The organism is Cellulomonas olei (assembly GCF_039548315.1).
Classification (GTDB): domain Bacteria; phylum Actinomycetota; class Actinomycetes; order Actinomycetales; family Cellulomonadaceae; genus Cellulomonas.
The window spans coordinates 1-2,388 of record NZ_JBCLVN010000089.1; the positions used below are offsets into that span (position 1 = coordinate 1).

The window sequence follows — 2,388 nt, forward strand, 5'->3', positions numbered from 1 at the left end:
GGCCTCCGAGGCGTTCTGGGCGATCTCGCGGATCGACGCCCCCATCTGCTCGGCGCCGGCCGCGACGGCCTGCACGTTGCGGGAGACCTCCTCGGCGGCGGCCGCCACGACGCCCGCCTGCGCGGAGGTCTCCTGGGAGCCCTCCACCACGGTGCCGTTGGAGGCCGCGAGGCTCATTGCCGTCCGCTCCACGGACCCGGCCGCCGTGACGACGCCGGACAGCGTCGTGCGCAGCGACTCCTGGGCCTGCGCGAGCGCGGCGGCCATCCGCCCCGTCTCGTCCTGCCAGGGCACCTCGGCCGGCACCGTGAGGTCGCCGTCGGCCATGGCCTCGAGCGAGCCCTGCACGCTGCGCACGGCGGTGGTGATGCGCCGGATCACGAGCACGGCGAGGATCCCGGACAGCGCGGCACCGACGACGAACGCGATGACGAGCGCGATGATCGTCCGGTTCACCTCGGCGCGGCTGGCCGCCAGGATGTCGTCGACCTGCGCGTCGACCTGGCCCTGCGCGAGGGCCAGGGCCCGGCCCGCCCAGTCGGGGTCGGCGGACGCGTCCGCGGCGAGCGCGGTCCGCAGGCCGACGAGGTCGCCGTCCTCGACGAGCGGCAGCAGCGTGGCGTCGCGGTAGGCGACCCAGGCGTCCCAGCGGTCGACGAAGTCCGACCACTGCCGGGTCTCCGACTGCGGGAACGCGGAGATCGCGTCGATCTGCGCGGCGACGTCCCGGTCGGTCCACGCGGAGGACTCCAGGAGCTGGGCCCGCACGGAGTCGTCGGTGGCCTCGGCGGCGCGGTGCACCAGCAGGTGGCTGCGGGTCTGCGCGGTGCGCAGCTCCGACATGGCCGACTGCAGGTCGCCCGTCAGGCCCGACATCTCCTCCAGGTGCTGCCCGGCGCGGAACAGGGCGATCGCGCCGGCCCCGCCGACCACGGCGAACGTGCCGCCGAGCACCAGCAGGGAGACGGCGATCTTCAGGGCGACCGGGCGGTCCCAGAACCAGGACGCGCGGCGCCGGGGGGACTGCTGCGCGGCGGTGCGGTCGGTGGCCATCAGCCCAGCTCCTCGGCGGTGTAGTAGCCGCCGGCCACGAGGACCTGGCGGAGGTTCTGCTCGGTGACGACCTGCGGGGTCAGCAGGTACGAGGGGACGACCTTCACGCCGTTGTCGTAGGACCGGCTGTCGTTCGTCTCCGGCTCGGCGCCGTCCAGCAGCGCCCGGACCATCGCGACCGTCACCTCGGCGAGCTGCCGGGTGTCCTTGTAGACGGTCGCGTACTGCTCGCCGGCGGCGATGGACTTGGCGGAGGCGAGCTCGGCGTCCTGCCCGGTCACGACGGGCAGCGGCTGGGCGTCCGTCCCGTAGCCGATGGTCTTGACGGCGTCGAGCACGGCGATCGAGATGCCGTCGTACGGCGACAGCACCCCGTCCAGCCGGCGGTCGGCGTACAGCGGCAGCAGCGTGTCCATGCGGGCCGTGGCGTTCTTCGGGTCCCACTTGTCGGTGGCGACCTCCTCGAAGCCCGTCTCGCCGGAGGGCACGGTCAGCACCCCCGAGTCGAGGTACGGCTGCAGGACGCCCATCGCGCCGTCGAAGAACACGGTCGCGTTGTTGTCGTCCGTCGAGCCGGCGAACAGCTCGATCGCGAACGGGCCGGTGACGTCGGTGCGGTCGCCCGCCTCGTCGAGCAGGCCGAGGCCCTGCAGCAGGGTGGTCGCCTGCTGCACGCCGACGCGCGCGTTGTCGAACGTCGCGTAGTAGTCGACGTCGCCGGACTCGCGGATCAGGCGGTCGTAGGCGATCACCGGGATGTCCGCCGCGGCGGCCTCCCCCAGCACGTCCTTGAGCGCCACGCCGTCGATGGACCCGATGACGAGCGCGTCCGCGCCGGCCGCGATCATGTCCTCGAGCTGGGCGACCTGCGTGGGCACGTCGTTCTCGGCGTACTCCAGGTCGACGTCGTACCCGAGCGCGCGCAGCTGGTCCTGCACGTTCTCGCCGTCGGCGATCCAGCGCTCCGAGGTCGTCGTCGGCATCGCGACCCCGACCAGCGGCCGGTCCCCGTCACCCGCCGCGCCGGTCGCCGACGCGCACCCGGCGAGCACCCCGGCCACCGCGACCGCGGCGGCGGTGGCGGCCGGTCGGCGCATCCCCTGCCTCATGTGGACTCCTTCGTCTGTGCGGCGCGACACTGCCCGTCGTCGCCGTGCCGTCTGGATCGGACGGGTGCCCGCGGTTGTGAGCGCTCCCGCGGCCACGTGGCCCGACCGGAGCAGTCCCGCGGGTGAACGCCCGGCGTTCAGTAGGAGAACTGCGACACCCGGCCGCGCAGGTCCTCCGAGAGCCGCGCGAGCTCCGCGACGGCCCCGCCCATCTGGCCGAGCGTCT

2 protein-coding genes are annotated in these 2,388 nt (G+C 74.0%); both read right to left on the minus strand.

Annotation, left to right across the window (positions count from 1 at the left end; all coding sequences use genetic code 11):
• On the minus strand, positions 1 to 1,053 hold a 1,053-nt coding region (locus AAHH18_RS17930), incomplete at its 3' end, for a methyl-accepting chemotaxis protein (RefSeq protein WP_343302556.1).
• Positions 1,053 to 2,162: a multiple monosaccharide ABC transporter substrate-binding protein gene (gene chvE, locus AAHH18_RS17935; RefSeq protein ID WP_283321495.1), complete on the minus strand. Its 1,110-nt coding sequence runs from the start codon at positions 2,160 to 2,162 to the stop codon at positions 1,053 to 1,055. The genes AAHH18_RS17930 and chvE, both read right to left, overlap by 1 nt.
• Between the last annotated feature and the right edge of the window lie 226 nt (positions 2,163 to 2,388).

What these genes read in the sequence shown, in the direction of transcription:
- chvE (WP_283321495.1), bottom strand. Translation starts at nt 2,162, where the DNA reads ATGAGGCAGGGGATGCGCCGACCGGCCGCCACCGCCGCCGCGGTCGCG.